We start from the raw sequence: 21,774 nt of genomic DNA, 5'->3' as shown, positions 1-21,774 counted from the left end.
TTATATTTATTTGAAATGCTGATTTTAGTTGTTTTAAAGTTAGATTGAATTCTGGAAGAGTAGGGCGGTTTTATTAAGAGGATTTATGATTGAATTTAAATCACTGATCAAAATTAATGAATATTATATTGATATAAATGAAATTACATCATATCAACAAGTCTCGGGTGTTGATTGGGACTATGTTGAAGGTAAAATTAAAATTATTTTTTATGGGCGTGAGATTTTTGGATCTAATGTTGTAGATGATATTAATTGGTTTTGGGGGGTGTTGCTGATGGATTTGAAGATTTTTTTGAAAAAGGAATTTATGATGTTGTTTTTCCTTCACAAGCCATAAATTTTACTTTGATTAAAATTAAAGATGATATGGTTAATCTTGAAATATCGTCAAAAGATATTGTTTATTTACGTAAAAAATTTATTTGTTCTGAGTTCTTGAAGTCATTTTTTGAAGGCGCCATTAGTTATTTTATTTTTGAAAATAAGTTTAATGAAAATGAAGCTAATGAAATGGAGAGAAAAATTTGCTTGATAGAATCATTTAATAAAAAATAGACTAATATCATTTTTCTTTGTAAATATTAGATTAAGCTATGTTGGTAATGAAATGTTTACACATAGTTTGACTAAAAATTAAAAAACGGTATTTATAAAATTAACTGATAAAATAATAAAAAAGTTAGAATGTTGATATTTTTATTACTAGTATCCTTGCTTAACCACAAGAAATGAGTGATCAGTCTGGTGTGATCATTTGGAAGGCGGAGTATAAGGCATGGGGTGAGTGTAAGACTGAGAAGGCTAAATCAAATTTCTTTGAACACTTAGAAATCATCAGTAATAACATTCGTTTTCAAGGGCAGTATTTTGATGAAGAAACAGGGCTACATTACAACCGTTATCGATATTATTCGCCCTATGTAGGACGTTTTATCTCTAAAGATCCGATTGGATTGTTGGGCGGTAATAACGTTTATGCTTACGCGCCAAATCCTGTAAGTTGGATTGATCCTTTAGGTTTAAACCGTAAGAAAACGCCAGCACAATTAACAGCAGATAGAGCTAGATCTGAACTTGGTAAGACATCAGGTGCGGCAGCTGATTTACAAGTTGGAAGTATTAATATTAGTGGTATAAGTGGAAGAGTAGATAAAAATGTTCATCCACAATTAAAGAAAGCACTTAATAACGTTCCTGAAGAAGAACAGGCTCCATGGCATGGTAATTGTGCGGAGGTTGATGCAATTAATAAAGCATTAAAGAAGGGTATAAATGTTGAAGGTGCTACAATTGATGTTGTAAATATTAATGGTAATGATAAACGCCATGGTACACATAAACCAGCGTGTAGTAGTTGTAATAATGTTTTAAAGCAATTTGGAGTTAATAGTAGTGAAAAGTAATCAAGAAATAGCAAGCTTGATAGAAAAAATAGAAGATATGGAGTTGGAAAAAGCATATTTTGTATACATAAAGTTTTGCTATAAAATAATTCCTTTGTTGAATAGTGTACATTTAGATTATGTCGCTGAATCTATTGAAGACGCTAAACTATTTTGGTTTTATGGCGAAAGCTATGTTGCTGAGTCAGAAATAATTGATAGAAGGGTTAAGATACTAAAATGTATGAAAGAAAAAAATATTTCATATGATGTTAATGTTCAGCCAGAGTTAAAGTTTTCAATTTTGCCTTTATGGACTAAACCTCCGTCAAGTGAGATTGGTGATAGTTTAGATTGGGCTTTTACACTGCTTAAAGTAATAGGAATATCTGATGAAACTATTAAGACTAAATTATCTGAGGCATTATGTGATATATTTTAGAAAAATAATAAGTTTTTAAGAATTTAGAAAAAGACTGAGCGGTGCTCAGTCATGATCGAAATAAATTGTTTAATTCATTCCAGCTACTCTATACCTCATTTAGGGCGTTTTATCTCTAAAGATCCGATTGGGTTGTTGGGTGGTAACAACGTTTATGCTTACGCGCCAAATCTTGTAAGTTGGATTGATTCATTAGGTTTAGATAAAGAACAAAAAGAAGTAATAACTCCATCTGGGTCGAAAGAAATATATACAAGAAGAAATGCGACAGGTAATGATAAAACATTAACAACTTCAAGGGCAGCTAGAAGAGAAGCAATGCGTTCACAGAATATACCAACGTCACAAACATATCAAAGTCAAATACATAAAGATTCGACCCAATCGGCTTTATCTTTAAAGCAGTCGGGGCGCTTACATGTTGAAGAAATATATAGAGATGGTCAAAAGGTTGGTACAATTGGGGTTCATAAAGATGGACATGAGTTTCATGATGATAAGACATTTGAAAAACCACATTATCATGGTAAAAATGGGGAGCATTTTTCATACGAGAATGGAAACCCTAGAAATACTAATAAATACGTAGGTGGTTGCCCAACATGATTATATCTAACATAGAAAAATCAAGTTTATTTAAAATCATTTCTGGTGAGGAAATTCAGTCAAAATATTTCTTTTATATAAAGTCTGATAGTGAAAAATATGAAGATTGTTTTTTGTTGTTGCAAGAAATTATTGAAAAATATGGGGCTTTAAGTGTTGTAGGTTTTGGCTTTGAAAATAATGTTTATAATAGAAGTAAACTTATTATGAATAAGATTGGTTACTTCGGGCAAAATGATTTTAAAGGTTTTTCCTTGAAAAACAGTTTAAATCTGAGAAGTGATATAGGTGGCAGAAATGTTTATCTGTCTCATTATGTAGGTCCTTTTAGTGATTTGGAAACTTTTTATAAGGTAATTCATAATAAGGATAGAAGAATTTATCTGGAAATTATTGATTTTAAATGTGATAGTGAAAGTAAGCTATTACTAAAAGGAAGTTATGTTGGGGTTGATTCTTATTCATGTATAAGATTGTTATTCGGTTTTGATATAAAAGAAAATCTGTATTTATTTTTTTTAGGTGATAAGGTGTTTTTAGATTTGCTAGTTGAAGATTTAAATTTTTGTGTTGAAAATTCCTTTGAAAAAGTTGTTGTAGACCGTATTACTTTTTTGGAAAAAAATACAAATGAAATGTTAGAGATATTAAATGTTTTTAAGGATGAACTGAATGTTTGATTTTTATTTAATTTTAATTCGTGAGTTTTAAATATAAATACCTTTAAAGGCCGAGTGTAAGGTGGACAACTCCCGAAGAGATACAAAAAAGAAGAAAATTTACGTAAGTTTTCAACAACAGACGCAGGTAAATCTATATGTCCGAATCAACATTCTTACCCATACAAACAAAATTTGGAATTTTATGTTCAAGAACAGATTTTTGGTTAAATAATTTTGTTTTTGATGTGAATGGGAATAGTCTAGAGATTAATATTAACTTTAGTATGGTTAAAAAAAATGAAGATGGGAGTGATTTTAGAATATCTGAACCTTTTTTAATAAGGTTTAATAATGTAAAGAGTTTTAATTTGATTCAATATGATGATTTTGAAAGAAAATTTTCAAATGTTTCTGGTTCTAATTTTGATCAGTCTAATAGTGATAGTAGCGGATTAAATATATATCTTTTGTGGACATATGATCATTGTTTTGAAGTGCATGCAAAGGGATATTCATTTAAATAGTTTATTTTTTATGGCAAGTAGAAATTCAATAATTTTTGATGAAAACCTATATCCAATAGTATGGCATTTTAACTCTGATGATTGCTCTTTATTAGATAAAGAAAAGAAAGAAATTTTTTTTATAATGAGTGAAGAATCAAAAAAACTTTGGGATTTATTATTTCCTTTTAATAATCTAATGGATATTGGGAGAGATTCTTTTTTCTTAAAAGAAAAAAAGAACTTGATTTTGATGATGAGAATGAGGCTTTAAGTTTTTTCAAAGAAAAGCTAAAAGGGGTTTTATATTTAATATTCTTTTGGGGGAGGTGTAATTGTGCAATTGTTCCACCATATATATTTTTAAAATCATGGAGTGATTTTTTTTACCCTAGTGATGAAAATTGTATTGCCTATTTAGTTAATAAAAGTGAGGTTATTTTTTCTTACGAAGAAACATTCTTTTATGGGAGTATTGTTAATGACTAATAATTGGTTGATGTTGATTAATTGACGTGTTGTATTTTCTGTCGATATGAAGAGTAGAGCTAGTCTAGTTATGGTTAAGTTTTTTATGAAGCTGGAACAAATTGAAATAGCAGATATGGATATAAAAAGTATAAAGATTTTTATCAAGTTTTAGGTCGTAATCACGGAGATTAAATGATGTCAGCTGAGTTGTATATAAAATTCAATGATAAAGAGTGGTTCGAGAAAAACAAGTTGAAAGTTGTTGATAAAATTAAAGAATTAAAAAGTTTTTCTGTGTTTGATACGGAAAAGAAAGTAGTTTATTTGAAAGATGAAAGTGGAGATAATGGTTGGGTTTATGATGTTAGATTCTTCTTTCATGAGAATTATATTTTTTTTGAAGTATCCTCACATGGAGAAACTGTAACTTCAGATTTAATTAGATTTTTTGGCTGGTTACGTAATAATACAACTATTTCTATACAAGATGAAGATGGAGAACTTTCAAGCTGGTGAAATAGGGGGTGAATAGCTATCCATTTAAGTAGCTTTATTTTTTAGTATATTTTTATGGTGAATAGAATCCGATGATTGTTGAAATAGAAATTCCCTTTTGGCAAGATCCCCAATGTCATGTTTTTACTCAACATTATCGGGATGATTTAATTACCTATTTTACATGCTGGGATGATAATGCTGAGCTGATAAAAAATAAACTCGGAGAGATTTTTTTTAATGATGTTTTAAGTGTCAAAATTGAAAGTGAAATTAGAAGTTACCTAATAGATGAGCCCGAGTATAGGTCATCTATATATGAGGTTTTAGATTCTAAAGTGATAAGAAAATACTTAAAGAAAAGAAAGAAATGGGAGTATTCTAAAGTTAACATTAAAGATTATAGGTGTTTCGTTGTTAACAGTCATGATTATCAGATTGTAATTATAGCAAAAAAATATACATTTAAACTAATTTCAGTTGATCCGCATACAGAGGTGATATATAAGAAAATTTTAGAGCTAAATTAAAAGTGAATTGGTGGAGTAAAAAATATAATGCAAGTTAATTATTTTTTATTTTTAAAGTTAAGTCTTTTATTCGGGTTGTTTTCTGAAAATTATACTTTTTATGAAACATAAATAAGGTTTTTTAAGAGGGGTATAGCTTTAAATTCTAATGTTGATTAGGTGGTGTAAATATTTGTTGGGTTTTTATTATGTGCTTGGAAGTGTTTGATAAGTGAGGGATAGCTTGAAATTATTAAATATTTATGCAGGAAAAACTAGCTCTGGTAATACAAAAGCAGAGGAAGTTCTTGTAGAAGATATAGATGTAAACACTTATAAGCTACTATCTGCCCCAGCTTAGCTCTAAATTTAGCAAAAGGTGATATTTTAAATTTTTTAATAGCGAAGAACCCGTAAAGGTTATACATCGAGGTGGGAATTTTAATATACATATTTATGAGGCGAATTTAACTCTTGAGGATTATGAAGATTTTAAGAATGAACTTTTAGACTATTTAGAAGGAACTATAGATTGTTTGAGTGGGAATAATATGGCTATTACTGTTTCCTCAACTCAAGGTATCCAAAGAGTAAATAGTTTTTTTGTAAAATTCAGTGAAATATCAGGTAATAACTGGGCTTTTACTAATATTTATAAAAATTATGAAGATTTTGATGGTGGAACATTACTGGATTGGTGGGATAAAAAGTGTTAGTTATAAATTTTTAATCAGTGAATTTTTTGAATAATTAGCTTTTTGTAGTTTAATGGTAAGTGATGAGGAGCTGTAACTTAAATTTGATAAACTGGCTTGGAGTATTTTTAAAAAATAAATAACTTTATAGTGTTGGATTAATTTTTGAGATGAATGTGAATGCTAAAATTTTATTTTGATACTGTTCCAGATTTTATCGATATACCCGATAATTTTAGAAGTAACTCTGGAGTTATTATTATTGGTGAGAAGGATGATTTGTTTAATTTTTTTGATTTAGAAATTAATGAATATTTTTTGAAAGAAAATTTTTTAGTTAATTATTCTGTAAAAATTAGTGATTTTGATTTTTTGGAAAAAATTTTGGATTTTAAAGGTGCTTTTGGTCAAAATAAATTTTTGAATTACAATAAAAGTAAATTTTACAGTGAAAAGTTTTATGTTGATAAGAGTCTTTATTATTATGATGTTTCAAAGTATAAGGATTTTTTTGATGAAAACCTAAATTTATTCAGAAGTGGTTTTTCTGGTTTTTGTTTTTTTCAGACAAACTGGTTGGTGATAAGGTTAAATATGTTTTTCCTTTGGATTTTGTAAATAACTATTACGGAAATATATATCTTAATTTCCCTGAGAATTCCTTGGATAATTGTAACCTAGTTAAAAGGGTTGATGAGTTTCTAATTAAAAAGGAATATTTGAATGGAACAGGAAAGGTGCTAGGGATTGATTTTTATGCAAAGTATTTGATGATTGATCGAAATGAGGTGATGGTGGTTAAAAGTTTAAGTTGATTTTTATACAATTTTTTATAAATACGGCTATTTAATTGTTGGTTAATTAAAAGATAAATTTTTTTTATTTTAAGGAGGATTGTAGTTGAGGTCGGCGAGAAGGGAATTCTGCACTTAATTGATAAAAATATATGTGAATACAGTGAGCTTCAATATGAAATTTTAAATGGTGATGATAATATTCTTTCTGAAGGTTATTCTATATTTTCGCACAGAATAGGAAAGTATTATGAAAATTCTAAAATATTAGCGAATAGATTAACTTGTGATAATTATCTTTCTCTTTTAAATGATAAAAGTAAAGACGTAAGGTGTTCTGTTTTGACTCTTATTAGGGATAGTTTTACATTGTATGATTCTAATGTAAGTTTGATGGAGTGTATTTTAAATATTTCTGTTGATGGTAGTGATGAGGAAAGAGTGATAGTTAATACGATACTAACTAAAGAAGTAGTGAATTTTTATAAAAATGAAGTTGATCGTATTTTGGTTGGTTTTGTTGAAAACTCTGGAGGTAAATGTTTTCTTGACTACTATACATTTAATTATTTGTATGAGTTGTTGGTTAGATTTGAGAGGAAGGATTTAATAGAAAGACTGCTCATGATAGGGAAGGATAGTAATATAAGTAGTATCAAAGAAGCATGCGAAGAAATAATTGAGAATTTAATAATAAAAAATATATGAAAATGATTTTTTTTAATTTTAAAGGTTTTTATTTATGATTGATTTTTTTGAAATGAATGCTAATAACCTAAAGTTGGTCGTGTTTACAAGCTTTCTAGGTGCTATTGCAAATAATGTAAGAGCAGTAGCATTCGACTTTAATAATGAAACTATATTTATTTATGGCTATTTAGATGTAGAACCCAAAGATGAAGATTATGAAATAATTGATATTGCTGTTACAGAAATAATGGCAGCTTATCCACAGTTTTTAAAACAAAAAATTTCTTTAGAAAAGTCAGAAACGCCAATAGGCAAGTTGCTTTCATATAAAGGTTGGGTTTTTTGCCGATATGAAGAGTAGAACTTTCTTTAAAGGAGGTATTATGTTGGAAGTTAATAAAACCTTAACTTATTCATGTGATGAAATGGTAGAGGTCTTAAAAGAGATAGAGTATATACTAATTTCACTGCATAAGATGGGGTCCCATTATGCTGAAACCTTACCTGACTCTTATGTTGAGTATGCAAATGAAACTACTAAATTTATAGATGATAATAATATTTGTGAAAGACTAGCAGGTATTAGAAAAACTTTGTCTAGCAAATTTGATACTAGTTTAGGAGAAGATGATATGGATGATTTAGAAAGAGCTTGTGAAGATATAGAGTATTGGATTCCGAAGAATGAACTTTAAGATCAAAAAATATATAGAAAGTTATTTGAAAAGTTTGAACGAATACGAAGATATAACGCTTTTTTTGATTTTTTTAATAGAAGTAAAAGATGATAATTGTTTAGATAAAAATGGTTTGTACAATATTCTTTTAGGATTATCTAAAGAGATAGAGCAAGAATCCATTTTTTATGCAATATTAACAGATACGTTGGACTATTTTGTTGGTTTTCATCCAGAATTGTTGGAGGATAGTGATGAATACTGTTTTGTTAAAAGTTTAAACACTTAAAAAATTGGTAAGCTATGTTGAAAGGTGAAGCAAGGCTATTGACGATGAGTTTAGGTCAAGCGATTGAAGAAAATTTGGAAAAAAGAAATCAAATCATAAAAAGAATGAATCATGTCTTAACGCTCGATAAAGACTATATTGAGTTTTTGGAGAAGTTTAAAAACAATGAAATTATTCCCGATATTATCATTTGGGGATATGAAGAATCTTTAAAAGAGAATCACCATCTCCAAGAAAAATATCCAAAAATTTCCCAACAGGTGTGGGTGATAGGTTGCACTGGTCAAGGCGACAAGTGGTTCTTAGATCAAGAAGAAAGTCCATCAGTATTGTTTTATGATCACAATCAAGGGGAGTATCAGAGTATTGATCAATTTTTAAGTTTGAATATCAACTTTAAAGACTTTTTGACAATGGCATTTCACTATCAAGCACTTGAACAAGAACTAGATAAAAATGAAAATTTAAGCAAAGATCAACAAGAAAAATTTAAGCAAACAATGACTACGATATCTAAAGATTTATATGCTTTGTAACCATTCAAATATTTCTAATAAATAATTTTCTTGAGTAGATGCGGATTGAGGAAGGTTGAGATAAAATTTAAGTTACCTAATATAACCGAGAAAATCTACATCCTTGTATATTTTCCCAATTTAAGCCTTATTGCCGTACCAGCTCCACTTGGTCAGTATGCCATCCACCACCTAAAGCCCGAATAAGATCCACACTGGCAATCATTCGACTGCCATGAAGCTGTGCAGCGAGTTGCTCTTGCTGCAAGATACTCCGATCCGAATCAATCACATCCAGATAACTAATGCTGCCTTCACGATAACGCAAATGTGAAAGCTGATTGGCATGTCGGGATGATGCAAGTGCTTGACCCTGAGCCTGTATTTGCTGATCCAGAATACGCTGATCAGACAAACCATTTTCAACTTCACGGAAAGCATTCAGCACCGTCTGCCGATAATTGGCGACACTTTGTTCATAGCCTGCACGTGCCTGAGCAACGCCTGCCTTACGTTGCCCACCATCAAATAACGGTAAAGACAAGATTGTGCCCGCGACAGGGCCGAGTAAAAAAGTTCGACTCGACCATTTACCCAAATCGCCTAAACTTGCTGATTCATAACCTAGCGCACCAGTGAGATCCAGTTTGGGGAAAAAGGCAGCACGGGCAATACCAATCCGCGCATTATCGGCGGCCATAGCCCGTTCAGCAGCAGCGATATCGGGACGACGTTCAAGCAAGCTCGAAGGTAAACCCGCAGGCAGGCGAATCGCCGTAGCGGACAAGGGTTGAATCGCTAAGCTAAATTCGGCAGGCGGTTTCCCGAGTAATACTGCCAATGCATGTTCGGTACTGGCACGATTCCGTGTAATGCTGAGTGCGGTACTTTGGGCGGTTGAGAGTTCCGTTTGCGCACGAGAAACATCCAGATCACTGACCAATCCATTGCGATAACGTGCTTGAATCAAATTTTGATTCTCTGTCAGTAACTTGATGTTTTGCGTATAGATGGCTTGTTCAGCATCGAATTGACGAATTAGAAAGTAAGCCTGTGCCACATCTGCTTGCAGTGCTAACAGTGCAGAATGATACAAGGCTTCCTGTTGTTGTACATCTGCGGTCGCTGCATTGATACTGCTGGCAACCCGTCCAAATAGATCCAGTTCATAGGAGACATTGGCTTGCGCCCGCCATAAGCTACGTGCAGATGTGGATGCATCCGAATCAAGTCCTAAAGAAGCGTGTGAGGGCCTCTGACGGGTGGGCCCAAAACCTGCACCAATGCTGGGTAAACGTTCAGCTTGCGCAGCAGACCTTAAAGCACGTGAGGCCTGAATATTGGCCGCTGCCGCTTTTAGGTTCTGGTTACCGGCAATGGCCTGTTGCTCCAGGTCATTCAATTGAGGGTCATTAAAAATCCGCCACCATTCACCGCGAGACTGTGCATCGGCAGGTTGCGCGATGGTCCAGTTGGGATCATTCAATTGAGCATCCGCTTCCTTGAATTGCAGTGGAATAACCACCTTGGCTGGCTGATATTCTGGTGCCAATGAGCAGCCTGCAAGCAGCAGGCTTCCCATGAGTGAGGAGAGTATCCAGTGTGGTTTGAATCCTGTCATGGCCTGCTCCTTAGTGATCGTGTGAACTGTGCAGAGGTGCTTCATGCACCGCAGCTGAATGCAGTTTATGTTTGCTGTTCAGGGTACGAATCAACACATAGAAGGCAGGGGTCAGGAACAAACCAAAGAAGGTCACCCCGATCATACCAAAGAACACCGCAACGCCCATGGCATGACGCATTTCAGCACCCGCACCTGTTGATGTGACCAGTGGAACCACACCCATAATGAAGGCGATTGAAGTCATCAAGATCGGACGCAAACGTAATCGACTGGCTTCAACTGCAGCATTGAATGCGGTCGCGCCTTGCATTTCCAGTTCTCGGGCAAATTCCACGATCAAGATAGCATTCTTACAGGCCAGCCCGACCAGCACCATCAAGCCGATTTGGGTAAAGATGTTGTTATCGCCGCCTGTGAGCCAAACCCCAGTCAGTGCTGCCAAGATACCCATTGGGACAATCAGAATCACGGCTAATGGCAAGGTTAGGCTTTCATATTGTGCGGCTAAAACCAAGAACACTAGCAATACACTGATCGGGAACACCCACAATCCGGCATTACCAGCCAAGATTTTTTGATAGGTCAGATCGGTCCATTCAAATTTCACCCCACGTGGCAAGGTTTCAGCGGCAATCCGCTCAACCGCAGCTTCGGCTTGACTGGATGAATAACCTGGAGCAGGGCCACCATTAATATCCGCTGCGGTATAACCGTTATAGCGCACCACCATTTCTGGGCCATAGGTTTGAGTGACATTGACTAGGGAAGACAGCGGTACCATTTGCCCTGCATTGTTACGGGTTTTAAGCTGTAAAATATCTTCAGGATTGGCACGGAACGGCGCATCGGCTTGGGCACGTACCTGATAGACACGACCAAAGCGGTTAAAGTCATTCACATATTGTGAACCGAGGTAAATCTGCATGGTATTAAATACATCGGTCACAGCAACGCCTTGTTGTTTGGCTTTGACCCGATCCAGATCAACATTTAGTTGTGGCACATTGATTTGATAACTGGAGAACATTGGCCCCAATTCAGGTGCAGATTGTGCTGCTTTCATAAAGGATTGCGCTGCGTTATTCAATTCGGCATAACCTAAAGCACCGCGATCTTCCAGCTGGAGTTTAAAGCCGCCCATGGTGCCGAGACCCATCACTGGTGGTGGTGGAAATACCGCAATATAAGCATCTTGAATTGCGGCGTATTTCTGATTCAAAGCACCTGCAATGGCATTGGCAGAAAGATCGGCTGCTTTACGTTCAGCAAATGGTTTTAAAGTGACAAACACAATCCCTGCACTAGAACTATTGGTAAAACCATTAATGGATAAACCAGGGAAGGCCACCGCACTTTCTACGCCGGGTTGTTTCAGTGCTGCATCGCTCATTTTACGAATCACGGTTTCGGTTCGATCTAGTGAGGCGCCATTCGGTAACTGGGCAAAGCTGATCAGGTATTGCTTATCTTGGGCAGGGACAAAGCCACCTGGAACGATATAAGAAATCCCAATGGTCAGACCGAGTAAAGCTGCATACACACCCATCGCTGAAGCTTTATGCGAAATCACCCGACTAACGCCACGACCATACTGATCCGATGCGCGTGAGAATACGCGGTTAAACAGGGCAAAGAAGCGTCCGAAGACACGGTTCATCACACGGGTCAGGAAGTCAGGTTTGGCATCATGACCTTTCAGCAACATGGCGGCCAAAGCAGGTGACAGAGTGAGGGAGTTGAATGCCGAAATCACGGTGGAGATGGCAATGGTCATGGCGAATTGTTTATAGAATTGCCCTGTTAATCCGGTCATAAAAGCCAGCGGGACGAACACGGCAACCAAGGTCAATGCGATGGCAATAATGGGGCCACTGACTTCACGCATGGCACGGTAGGTGGCATCTCTTGGACTGAGTCCTGCTTCAATATTCCTTTCGACGTTCTCCACCACCACGATGGCGTCATCGACCACAATCCCGATGGCGAGCACCATCCCGAACAGTGACAGGGCATTGATGGAATAACCAAAGGCCAGCATTAAGGCGAAAGTACCAATGATGGAAACAGGCACGGCCAGTAACGGAATAATCGAGGCACGCCATGTTTGTAAGAACAGGATCACCACCACAACCACCAGTGCAATCGCTTCAAGCAGGGTATGAATCACCGCTTTGATACTTGAGCGTACGAATTGAGTCGGGTCGTAAACGATGTCGTATTTAATTGAAGATGGAAAATCTTTAGACAGTTCCGCCATGGTGCTACGTACTTGGTCAGAGACCTGTAAGGCATTGGCACCGGGAGCTTGGAAAATTGGAATCGCCACGGCCTGTTTATTGTCCAGTAATGAACGCAAGCCATATTGTGAAGCGGCCAGTTCAACACGGGCAACATCACCCAATCGTGTTACCGCACCATCGGCTGCCGTTTTTAAAACAATATCGGCAAATTCCTGTTCGGTACTTAAACGACCTTGTGCATTCACCGAGAGCTGTAAAGGTGAATTGTTCGGCGCTGCACCAATGGTTCCTGCGGCAACCTGAATATTCTGTTCACGAATCGCATTGACGATTTCAGTGGCGGTGAGATTGCGTTGTGCCACCTTTTGTGGATCTAACCATACGCGCATGGCGTAATCACCCGAACCAAACAGACCCACTTCACCCACACCTTGCAGGCGTGCCAGACGGTCTTTGACATTGAGTACGGCATAGTTACGCAAGTAGGTCATGTCATAGCGATTATCGGGTGAGGTCAGATGCACCACCATGGTCAAGGTTGGTGAGCTTTTTAGCGTAGTCACACCGAGACGTTGTACATCTTCCGGCAAACGTGGTAAGGCTTGAGAAACCCGATTCTGGACCAGTTGCTGGGCTTTATCGGGATCAATCCCGAGCTTGAAATTGACGGTAATGGTCAGGTTGCCATCGCTGTTGGCTTGAGACTGCATATACAGCATGTTCTCTACGCCGTTGATGGATTCCTCCAAAGGAGAAGCAACCGTTTCAGCAATCACTTTAGGGTTGGCACCCGGATATTGGGCACGTACCACCACAGAGGGGGGCACCACTTCTGGATATTCAGAAATAGGCAGTTGGAACAGCGAGAGTAAGCCAGCCAGTAGAATCAGGACGGACAGCACCCCAGCAAAGATCGGGCGATCAATAAAAAATTTAGAAATATTCATGCGGATTAACCTTTTGCCGAAGTTGAGGTTTTATCTGTAGGCTGAGGTTGTTGTGCTGTGTTATCGCTGATGATTTGAGGATTCGGCATAGGGACCAGATGTGGACTGACAGGATCACCCGGACGAATACGTTGCAAACCATTGACCACGATTCGGTCACCCACTTGCAGGCCGCTATTGATGATTTGCAAGCCATCTTGTTGCGCACCCAATTTAACTTCACGATATGCGGTTTGGTTTTTGGCATCGACCACCACCACAAAACGTTTATCCTGATCGACACCAATCGCTGTTGGGCTAATCAGAATCGCTGCACGAGGTTGCCCACCACCAAGCCGAATGCGGGCATACAGCCCAGGAAGCATCACACCTTTGGGATTATCAAAGGTGGCGCGGACACGGATGGTGCCTGAGGTGGTATTTAAATTATTGTCGATTGAACTGATATAACCTTCACGGCTAAAACCAGACTCATTGGCGAGACCTAAATAGACAGGCACTTGGGCTGAATTGCGTTGATTGCTGATGTATTTTAGATAAGTTTGTTCATCAACATCGAAAGACGCATACAGACGTGACACCGAAACCAAACTGGTGAGGACTTGGGCGCCATTGCCTGCGGAAACCACATTACCCACAGTGACTTCGGCACGGGAAATACGTCCACTGACAGGGGCGGTAATACGAGTATATTCCAGATTTAAACGGGCAGTTTCGACAGCGGCTTTAGCGGCTTGCAAGTTGGCATTGGCTGAACGTGCTTCATTTTCCGCTTGATCAAGCTCTTGATGGGCAATCGCGTTACTTTGAATTAAGCGCTGGTTACGGCCCAAATTTGCTGAAGAGTAAGTGACTTGTGCTTCCGCAGAAGCCAGTTGCGCTTTGGCCCGATTCAATTCTGCTTCAAAAGGACGTGGGTCAATGGTGAATAATAAATCTCCTTTGTTGACCAAGCTACCATCTTTGAAGTGAACGGCAATCAGTTTACCGGAAACTTGGGGTCGAACATCAACCTGATCAATGGCTTCAAGCCGCCCTGAATATTCTTGCCAGTCGGTGATGGTCTGACTGACCACACTGGCGACATCAACGGTTGCAGCAGGCGGTGCACCTGCTGTTGGAGTGGCTTTCGCATCTGCATTTTCTTGGAAGAGAATAAAACTGCCACCCGTTGCAAAAATAGCAAGAATGACGGCAGACAGCGTCAGCTGTTTGCGAGAAAGTGACATGGGATGCTCCTGGTTATTTGAATCCCTGTTTTCAGACTTTTTGTTTTGGTCTGTATGGGAGAAACAGGTTTATGGAATGAAAGGAGCATAAAAGTTTGTCAATTACGAATAAATATACTAAATTTGATAACACTATTCGTATTTTTATAATAATTGTTGTGTGAAACTGAAAAATGCAGCAATGAGGAGTGGGCGTGTGGATCTATTTCATGCAATGAGAGTCTTCAATAAAGTGGTTGAAACCAACAGCTTTAGTTTGGCTGCCGATAGTCTGGGACTACCGCGTGCTTCGGTGACCACCACCATTCAGGCTTTAGAAAAACATTTACAAGTTCGCTTACTGAATCGAACCACGCGTAAGCTCAGTTTAACCCCCGATGGTGCGGTCTATTATGACCGTAGTCTGAGAATTCTGGCGGATGTTGAAGATATTGAGGCGTCCTTTCATGATGAGGAACGAGGCCCAAGAGGGCGTCTAAGGATTGATGTGCCTGTCTCGATTGGTCGTTTGATTTTAATTCCAAGATTGCGAGAGTTTCATAACCGCTATCCCGATATTGATCTGGTTATAGGCATGAATGATCGTCCTGTAGACTTGGTCGGTGAGGCGGTGGATTGTGCGATTCGGGTGGGAGAATTACAGGACTCGAGCTTAATTGCCCGCCGTATTGGTACGTTCCAGTGTGCAACAGCAGCATCGGCATGTTATTTAGAAAAATATGGTGAACCGAAGACACTTGAAGATTTACAAAAAAATCATCAAGCCATTCATTTCTTTTCCAGTCGTACAGGGCGCAACTTTGACTGGGATTTTGTGGTCGATGACCTGATTCAAAGTGTCAGTGTCAATGGACAAGTGTCTGTTAATGATGGCGATGCTTATATCGATTTGGCCTTGCAAGGCTTTGGTCTGATTCAAGGTCCACGTTACATGCTGACCAATCATTTTGAGGCAGGAACCTTAAAAGAAGTATTGCCAAAATGGACGCCTGCACCGATGCCGATTTCAGTGGTGTATTTACAGAGCCGCCATTTATCTCACAAAGTCAGAGTCTTTGTTGACTGGGTGGCGGAACTGTTTGCAGGCTGTCCATTGCTTGGTGGCAGTGCTTTGCCACTGGACCAGAAATGTGAATTTGCTTGTGACCAGAAAACCAATCATGAATATACCATTCGAACTTTGGTGGAGCAGCATAATATTGCTGAGGCGCGTGCCTTAAAGACTTAAAAATCATGAAAGCTGAGATAGATTCTTTTTGGGTTTGATCTATCTCATATAACGAATATCATGTTCATACAAAGACGAGATCCTCTTACTTGTATTACAACAATAAAAAAGGAGTTTAATCATGTTGCCTCAATTGAAATGCGCCCTATTGGCAAGCAGTATTGTTCTCGTGCTTTCAGGTTGTAGCGCCGCATCTAAATATCCGATTTCAGCAAGTTATGGCCCGCAACCAGTATTGCCCAAACCGCAATCGAGTTTAATCCCGACCGTCAATATTGCCCCAGCTAAAGGTTGGCCGAAGGGGGTGACGCCGACGCCTGCAGAAGGTTTAAAAGTTCAGGCATACGCCCAAGGGCTAGATCATCCAAGATGGTTGTATGTATTACCAAATGGTGATGTGTTGGTAGCTGAAACCGATGCACCACCTAAGCCAGACGATACGAAGGGGATTCGTGGAAAAATTGCGAAAATGGTGATGCAATGTGCAGGGGCATCCTTTCCAAGCGCCAATCGTATCCGTTTATTACGTGATCGCAATGGTGATGGGATTGCCGATAAAAATACGGTTTTTCTGGAAAATTTAAACTCGCCCTTTGGGATGGCTTTGGTCGGCAATATGCTCTATGTTGCCAATACCGATGCTTTGTTGCGTTTTCCTTATCAGGATGGCGCGACAAAAATTACGGCGCAGGGAATGAAAGTTTTGGATCTACCCGCGGGAAAACTCAATCATCATTGGACCAAGAATGTGATTGCAAACCCAGCAGGGACAAAACTATATATCTCTGTTGGCTCCAATAGTAATGCGGCTGAAAATGGCTTGGATCAAGAAGTTGGTCGAGCACAGATTGTGGAGTTTGACATTGCCACTGGCAAAGCAAGGCCTTTTGCGACAGGACTCAGAAACCCGAATGGCATGGGCTGGCAGCCTCAAGGTGGTCAGCTCTGGACGGTAGTAAATGAGCGTGATGAGTTAGGCAGTGATTTAGTGCCTGACTATATGACTTCGGTGAAAGATGGCGCATTTTATGGTTGGCCCTATAGTTATTTTGGTCAGCATCTCGACACGCGAGTAAAACCACAAAATCCAGATATGGTCGCTCGTGCGCTTAAACCTGATTATGCGCTGGGAAATCATACCGCATCTTTAGGCTTGGCATTCTATGCCACTGAGTTAATGCCACAATATCGCGGTGGCGCATTTATTGGTCAGCATGGTTCATGGAATCGGAAACCACATAGTGGTTATAAGGTGATTTTCGTACCGTTTAGAAGTGGCCAACCTGCTGGGGAACCACAAGATGTGTTGACGGGCTTTTTAAGTGATAAAGGCCAAGCCTATGGACGCCCAGTCGGTGTCGCCATAGATTTTTCAGGTGCACTATTGGTGGCTGATGATGTCGGGGATGTGATTTGGCGAGTGTCACCGATTGCTCAAACTACCTATGAAAGTCCTATGCAGGAACGAAAAACGAGTGTTTTGAAATGAGAATAACGATTCAGACCCTATTCTAAAGTCTGTTTTTGCTCGGAGCATTTAAAGTGCTGGGTAGACAGTTATGTATTGTTTGTGTGACTTAATATGTATTTTGATACTTAAGGTGTGATATAAATTGCATTATTAGCGATAGTTAATATCGTAGTCCCATTCTCTTCCCCAAGAGTCTGGGATTTTTTTTATCTGAGAAATCATTGCTGCCTATTTTGGACATTTTGATTGGGAGTCAATCTGCTTTAGATGGTTTTTGGTGGCAGATCTGAAAAAATATTTTCCAGACCTGATTTTGAAAAGGGCTGCGTTTATTTCTTTTGTTTAAAACGATATTTGCATTTCAGACAGCGATAGTCCTGAAAAATATTTTTGTCGACCATGATACCTGCTTTTTTCCCAAATATATTTCCAACCACACCACCTGTGATTCCTGCACTGATTGCACCGACAAAAGTGCCTACCGTACCACCGACAATCACACCTAAGGGACCAGCAACCGTACCAATTGCAGCACCACCGACTGTACCCGCAGTTGTACCTGCGGCCGTCAGTAATACACCGCCCGTAGTTCTCAATAATTTGTCATGATTACGTGTTTCAATTTCTGTTGAACCACATTTAGGGCATTCGATAGGTTTTTCCATAAAACGATTTATCCTGTCTTTCTTTATTGAGTCACCCAGCTGACTGTGCTCGCGCAGAACTGTGAGCCAAGATCATACTTTGGAAGCCACGATGTTTTCGAGTCGATAAACTAGAGACATCACTTTTTCAGCTTTGATTTTAGCGGAACAATGCCATAAGTATTTATAGTTCATGTAAATCATCTGAGCGTTTATCTGTCTGTATTTTGTAGAAGTGAAATAGCTTGGGGAGGTCTAACTAAAGGAAAGTTGACGGTGTGATACAGCGATAGATTCAGTCGAAATTTTGGAGATTAAAAAGGCAGGGATCGTTACTGAATGACATGGCTCGAATCAGCAACAAAGCTCCTGTTGTGACAAGAGCTTTGTTGCTTGCTCAATTTTTAGGGTAAAAATGTTTCTTGCAAATAACTCCAGACCATTTTTCCGTTAATTTCTTCAATCAATGCGCATGAGCGTCGAATCAGAACACCAGACGCTTTGGTATGCTTTTCGGTATAGGTCAAAACAATCGCATCGGGCTTTTGCATCAAAACTTGTTCGTCATAGATTTCAATCTGGATATCAGGCATTTTACCTTGATTATTGGCAAATAGACCTTTCACTTGTTCGAGTGAAAACTGTTTTCCAGCCGCACCGACCATTTCAAAATGATCCGCAAAATAATCAATCAGCAGGGCAAGGTCTTGTTCTGCATGTTTGCCACTAAAAATGTTTTCAATCAAGACATGCATGCTATGAATGCTTTCGATTGCTTGTTCTTTAATGAGTGCCATATCCTTTTCCATTGAAACTAATGATCTCAGTTTATTTTAAATCAAAATTAAATGTAAAATTCAATATAATTTTAAATTAATTTAAACCTGAATTTTTTATAATTGTTCATTTTTATCATAAAAACATGCATTTTATCATTTGTTTATATTGAATTTAGGGATATTTTATGCAGCACAGGTTTTCCATCATGGCAAAAAAGGTATAACTTTATACCTGAAATATTATGGAAAATTCCATGTAAAAATAATAATTATATAAAAGGATTATTTTCCTTATTGAAGACAGAACAGGAAATGGATTCTGGTCGTGTGGTCTCCAATAAGAAGACGCATTAGAAAAAAGACATGGACAAGGAAGCAAAATGGATACGCAATCTACTGAGCCGAAACCAGCTCAATCAAATCTCTATGCATGGTATGTGGTACTACTGTGCATGCTGGCTTATATCTTTTCATTTATTGATCGGCAAATACTGGCGCTGATGATTGAGCCGATTAAAGCAGATCTCGGGCTTTCAGACACGCAGTTTAGTTTATTACACGGTTTGGCTTTTTCCCTGTTTTATGCCTTTATGGGCCTACCCTTGGCATATCTGGCAGATCGTTTCTCCCGTCCAAAAATTATTGCCATCGGGGTGGTCTTTTGGAGTATTGCAACGGCATTTTGTGGGCTGAGTAAAAACTTTCTGCAACTATTTTTGAGTCGTATGGGCGTTGGAGTAGGCGAAGCCGCGTTGTCTCCAGCCGCCTATTCAATGTTCAGCGATATGTTTAGCAAGGATAAGCTTGGACGTGCTGTTGCAGTGTATTCGATTGGTTCTTTTGTCGGCGGCGGGATCGCCTTTCTGGTCGGTGGCTATGTGATTGGTTTACTCAAAAATATGGATAGCATCATGGTTCCGGTTTTTGGTGCGCTTAAAGCATGGCAAGCGGCCTTTATTATTGTGGGGCTGCCGGGTGTCTTTATTGGTCTATTGGTTTTACTCACCGTGAGAGAACCACAACGTAAAGGTCAGCGTCTCAATGCACAGGGGCAAGTAGAAAAGACCAGTATGAAGGATGCTTTCAAGTTTATTAAAAAACATGGTCGCACCTTCAAATGTCACTACTTAGGTTTTACTTTTTACGCGATGGCCTTGTATTGCCTGATCAGTTGGTCACCTGCGTTCTATATGCGTAAGTTTGGTCTCACACCAACTGAAGCAGGCTATATGCTCGGGAGTGTGTTATTGGTGGCCAATATTCTAGGCGTATTTTGTGCGGGTTGGCTGAATGACTGGTTTATTCAAAAAGGCCGTAAAGATGCGCCGATGATTACTGGCGTGATTGGGATTGTGGGCTTAATTATTCCGATGATGATTTTTACTCAGGTGAATGAGTTATGGTTATCGGTGGTGTTTTTAGTGCCTGCGATGTTCTTTGCTTCATTCCCGATGCCGATTTCAACCACGGCTATGCAAATGTTGGCGCCGAACCAGTTACGCGCACAAATCTCAGCAGTGTTTTTACTGATCAGTAATCTGGTTGCCGTTGGAATTGGTACCACATTGGTGGCCTTGATTACCGATAAGGTGTTTGAAAATCCACTCATGGTGGGTATGTCACTGTCGATTGTGGGTACGATTTCTTGTGTACTGGCTTTTATCCTATTGAAAAAAGGCTGTCAGGCATTTAGTGACAGTATGCAGCAGGAACATGCATCTTGATTTGATGCTGCACTGAGTAGATCACAGGCCTATTCATTGTAATGGGCTTTGTGCTTGCTTTGATTGATTCATCACAAGGGAGTGAAATGATGCAAACAACATTGAAATTGGATCATCTGCATTATCTGGATGAGTTGTTATTATTTAAATCTGATGATTATCAGACCATTAAAGATCGAATCAGCCACTACCTCTGCCCGCATCGCTTTGATGTCGAGACACATGAGCCATTGAATACTCGATTAAACGGTTTTAGTTTTGGTCGTGGTGCTTTGTATGATCTGAAATATAGTGCGCCCGTCATGATCAGCATTGAGGATAGCGCTGACTTTTATTTATTTCGAATCACGCTGGAAGGACAATGTCAGGTGGGATTTGATCAGCACAAAATCATGCAATCGGTTGGGGTGATGTCAGTGACTCATCCGCATACGCGACAGCAGATCATTACCAATCAGCATTGCCGTAATATTATTTTAAAATTGGCGCAACAGGATATTGAAACCCAGCTGTTTAACATGTTGGGGCATTGTAGCCAAGACCCCCTGCGTTTTGATCCATCTTTGTCATGTAGCGCGGAAGGGATGGATGCGATCATTGAAACGCTGAATTATCTGTGTCATGCCTATTATCATATTCAGAACTGGAGCTTTATTTCAGCCAGTTTTAGTCAGTATTTGATTGAACTCATTTTGCTGAAAATTCCGAACAATTATACCGAACGCTTGAATGCTCAACGGCAACAGCTGCTACCAAGTTATCTTAAAAAGGCACAGCAATATATTCGGGAACATGTACAACAGACCATTTCATTGTCTGATCTAGGTCAGTATTGCGAGGTATCGATAAGAACCTTACAAAAAGGTTTTAGCCAGTATCTACAGCAAAGCCCAGTGGAGTATATTCGTGAGCAACGCTTGGAGCGGGTGCATTGGGCTTTGCAGCATGCACAGGCAGATGAAACTGTCACCGATATTTTACTGGACCATGGCATTCAAAGTTTTGGGCATTTCTCCAGCCTATATAAAAAACGCTATGGTTGTCTGCCATCGTACACCCTCAAAAAAGATGCTGCGCCAGTCAGTCAAATGCGTGCGTAAATGGAATATTCACTGCGCATTTGGATAAGCCATCAGGCTGTGATCGTTCTATGCT

The 21,774-nt window shown here is 38.6% G+C and carries 23 protein-coding genes and 2 pseudogenes; 20 read left to right on the top strand and 5 right to left on the bottom strand.

Annotated features, from left to right (window positions below; genetic code table 11):
- Positions 1 to 261 precede the first annotated feature (261 nt).
- From F957_RS22015 to F957_RS00960, 16 genes and pseudogenes are all read left to right on the top strand, one after another.
- Complete coding sequence (locus F957_RS22015; protein ID WP_155762626.1) at positions 262 to 558, top strand: hypothetical protein; 297 nt, start codon at positions 262 to 264, stop codon at positions 556 to 558.
- Positions 559 to 722: 164 nt separating this feature from the next.
- Positions 723 to 1,406: pseudogene (locus F957_RS00905) on the top strand (RHS repeat-associated core domain-containing protein); the annotation flags it as partial.
- On the top strand, positions 1,396 to 1,827 hold the full coding sequence (locus tag F957_RS00910; protein WP_005205275.1) for a hypothetical protein: 432 nt from the start codon (positions 1,396 to 1,398) through the stop codon (positions 1,825 to 1,827). The pseudogene F957_RS00905 and the gene F957_RS00910, both read left to right, overlap by 11 nt.
- Before the next feature lie 51 nt (positions 1,828 to 1,878).
- Positions 1,879 to 2,433, top strand: a complete 555-nt coding sequence (locus F957_RS00915) for an RHS repeat-associated core domain-containing protein (protein ID WP_016541861.1) — start codon at positions 1,879 to 1,881, stop codon at positions 2,431 to 2,433.
- Positions 2,430 to 3,113, top strand: coding sequence for a hypothetical protein (locus tag F957_RS00920; RefSeq protein WP_016541860.1), 684 nt, complete (start codon positions 2,430 to 2,432; stop codon positions 3,111 to 3,113). The genes F957_RS00915 and F957_RS00920 overlap by 4 nt, the downstream gene beginning before the upstream one ends.
- Positions 3,114 to 3,250: 137 nt before the next feature.
- A complete protein-coding gene (locus tag F957_RS00925; RefSeq protein ID WP_016660697.1) occupies positions 3,251 to 3,619 on the top strand; it encodes a hypothetical protein in 369 nt (122 codons plus the stop codon).
- Between the two features lie 10 nt (positions 3,620 to 3,629).
- Entirely contained in the window at positions 3,630 to 3,872 is a 243-nt protein-coding gene (locus tag F957_RS22010) for a hypothetical protein (RefSeq protein WP_228129641.1), read from the top strand.
- Between the two features lie 389 nt (positions 3,873 to 4,261).
- Entirely contained in the window at positions 4,262 to 4,585 is a 324-nt protein-coding gene (locus tag F957_RS00930; protein ID WP_016541859.1) for a hypothetical protein, read from the top strand.
- A gap of 71 nt (positions 4,586 to 4,656) precedes the next feature.
- Positions 4,657 to 5,094, top strand: coding sequence for a hypothetical protein (locus F957_RS00935; RefSeq protein WP_016660696.1), 438 nt, complete (start codon positions 4,657 to 4,659; stop codon positions 5,092 to 5,094).
- A gap of 211 nt (positions 5,095 to 5,305) precedes the next feature.
- A pseudogene (locus F957_RS22005) lies at positions 5,306 to 5,789 on the top strand (DUF4265 domain-containing protein).
- A gap of 159 nt (positions 5,790 to 5,948) precedes the next feature.
- Entirely contained in the window at positions 5,949 to 6,386 is a 438-nt protein-coding gene (locus F957_RS00940; protein WP_016660695.1) for a hypothetical protein, read from the top strand.
- Positions 6,387 to 6,931: 545 nt separating this feature from the next.
- Positions 6,932 to 7,270: a hypothetical protein gene (locus F957_RS22000; protein WP_228129640.1), complete on the top strand. Its 339-nt coding sequence runs from the start codon at positions 6,932 to 6,934 to the stop codon at positions 7,268 to 7,270.
- Positions 7,271 to 7,304: 34 nt separating this feature from the next.
- A complete protein-coding gene (locus F957_RS00945; RefSeq protein WP_004654905.1) occupies positions 7,305 to 7,613 on the top strand; it encodes a hypothetical protein in 309 nt (102 codons plus the stop codon).
- Between the two features lie 22 nt (positions 7,614 to 7,635).
- Positions 7,636 to 7,947 carry a hypothetical protein gene (locus F957_RS00950; RefSeq protein WP_016660694.1) on the top strand — a complete coding sequence of 104 codons (312 nt, stop codon included), beginning with the start codon at positions 7,636 to 7,638 and terminating at the stop codon, positions 7,945 to 7,947.
- Complete coding sequence (locus F957_RS00955) at positions 7,937 to 8,218, top strand: hypothetical protein (RefSeq protein WP_016660693.1); 282 nt, start codon at positions 7,937 to 7,939, stop codon at positions 8,216 to 8,218. Before F957_RS00950 ends, F957_RS00955 begins: the two co-directional genes overlap by 11 nt.
- A 44-nt stretch (positions 8,219 to 8,262) precedes the next feature.
- Positions 8,263 to 8,754 carry an SMI1/KNR4 family protein gene (locus F957_RS00960; protein ID WP_016660692.1) on the top strand — a complete coding sequence of 164 codons (492 nt, stop codon included), beginning with the start codon at positions 8,263 to 8,265 and terminating at the stop codon, positions 8,752 to 8,754.
- A 127-nt stretch (positions 8,755 to 8,881) separates the two neighbouring features.
- Here the strand turns inward: F957_RS00960 and F957_RS00965 are convergent, their stop codons facing one another.
- Genes F957_RS00965 through F957_RS00975 form a run of 3 tightly spaced genes read right to left on the bottom strand, consistent with a single transcriptional unit; the run spans position 8,882 to position 14,773 of the window.
- The gene (locus tag F957_RS00965; RefSeq protein ID WP_016541854.1) at positions 8,882 to 10,354 is read right to left on the bottom strand and encodes an efflux transporter outer membrane subunit; all 1,473 of its coding nucleotides are present in this window, start codon (positions 10,352 to 10,354) and stop codon (positions 8,882 to 8,884) included.
- Positions 10,355 to 10,364: 10 nt separating this feature from the next.
- A complete protein-coding gene (adeG, locus tag F957_RS00970) occupies positions 10,365 to 13,544 on the bottom strand; it encodes a multidrug efflux RND transporter permease subunit AdeG (protein WP_016541853.1) in 3,180 nt (1,059 codons plus the stop codon).
- A gap of 5 nt (positions 13,545 to 13,549) precedes the next feature.
- Complete coding sequence (locus F957_RS00975; protein WP_016541852.1) at positions 13,550 to 14,773, bottom strand: efflux RND transporter periplasmic adaptor subunit; 1,224 nt, start codon at positions 14,771 to 14,773, stop codon at positions 13,550 to 13,552.
- Positions 14,774 to 14,969: 196 nt separating this feature from the next.
- On the opposite strand from F957_RS00975, the gene F957_RS00980 reads away from it, so the two are divergent.
- Together F957_RS00980 and F957_RS00985 are read left to right on the top strand one after the other, a co-directional pair.
- Positions 14,970 to 16,001: a LysR family transcriptional regulator gene (locus F957_RS00980; RefSeq protein WP_016541851.1), complete on the top strand. Its 1,032-nt coding sequence runs from the start codon at positions 14,970 to 14,972 to the stop codon at positions 15,999 to 16,001.
- A 121-nt stretch (positions 16,002 to 16,122) separates the two neighbouring features.
- The gene (locus F957_RS00985; RefSeq protein WP_016541850.1) at positions 16,123 to 17,490 is read left to right on the top strand and encodes a PQQ-dependent sugar dehydrogenase; all 1,368 of its coding nucleotides are present in this window, start codon (positions 16,123 to 16,125) and stop codon (positions 17,488 to 17,490) included.
- 311 nt (positions 17,491 to 17,801) lie between these two features.
- On the opposite strand, the gene F957_RS00990 is transcribed toward F957_RS00985, so the two are convergent.
- Positions 17,802 to 18,137, bottom strand: a complete 336-nt coding sequence (locus F957_RS00990; RefSeq protein WP_016541849.1) for a hypothetical protein — start codon at positions 18,135 to 18,137, stop codon at positions 17,802 to 17,804.
- 383 nt (positions 18,138 to 18,520) lie between these two features.
- Positions 18,521 to 18,913, bottom strand: a complete 393-nt coding sequence (locus F957_RS00995) for a hypothetical protein (RefSeq protein WP_016660691.1) — start codon at positions 18,911 to 18,913, stop codon at positions 18,521 to 18,523.
- 362 nt (positions 18,914 to 19,275) lie between these two features.
- Here F957_RS00995 and F957_RS01000 point away from each other — a divergent pair, with 362 nt between their 5' ends.
- Positions 19,276 to 20,619, top strand: a complete 1,344-nt coding sequence (locus F957_RS01000; RefSeq protein WP_016541847.1) for a spinster family MFS transporter — start codon at positions 19,276 to 19,278, stop codon at positions 20,617 to 20,619.
- A gap of 89 nt (positions 20,620 to 20,708) precedes the next feature.
- The gene (locus F957_RS01005) at positions 20,709 to 21,719 is read left to right on the top strand and encodes an AraC-like ligand-binding domain-containing protein (RefSeq protein ID WP_016660690.1); all 1,011 of its coding nucleotides are present in this window, start codon (positions 20,709 to 20,711) and stop codon (positions 21,717 to 21,719) included.
- The last annotated feature ends 55 nt before the right edge of the window (positions 21,720 to 21,774 follow it).

The sequence above is a fragment of the Acinetobacter gyllenbergii CIP 110306 = MTCC 11365 genome (assembly GCF_000413855.1).
Taxonomy (GTDB): Bacteria; Pseudomonadota; Gammaproteobacteria; order Pseudomonadales; family Moraxellaceae; genus Acinetobacter; species Acinetobacter gyllenbergii.
This window is presented reverse-complemented; position numbering and strand designations above follow the sequence as displayed.